Below are 282 nucleotides of genomic sequence, written 5' to 3'. Positions count from 1 at the left end.
GTCGGCAGCCGGTCGTTGGAGTTGGCACGCGACGGGCGCGAAGGCAGCGGCAGCGCGACGACGAAGAGGCTGAGCGCCAGCATGATGACGCTGTAGAGTTCGGCCAAATAGAGCAGCACGCCGGGGATGAAGTTTTCCAGCTGATTGACCGGCGGCAGCGTGCTGGTCGTGCGCCACTAGACGTAACGCATGACGATGGCGGTACCGAAAGCCAGCGCGATCAGCCGCCAGATGCCGTCAGGACGCACCAGCTTGAGGATCATCATGGCGAGGAGCACGCTC

General features: G+C 63.8%; 1 pseudogene. It reads right to left on the bottom strand.

Annotated elements, in window-relative coordinates:
* Window positions 1-282 (bottom strand): annotated as a pseudogene (locus tag EN846_RS36330) (cellulose synthase catalytic subunit (UDP-forming)); the annotation flags it as partial.

Source organism: Mesorhizobium sp. M4B.F.Ca.ET.203.01.1.1 (assembly GCF_004791025.1).
In the GTDB taxonomy this organism is placed as follows: Bacteria; Pseudomonadota; Alphaproteobacteria; order Rhizobiales; family Rhizobiaceae; genus Mesorhizobium; species Mesorhizobium abyssinicae.
Note: the sequence above shows the minus strand (reverse complement) of the source record. Positions and strands in the feature narration are given on the sequence as shown.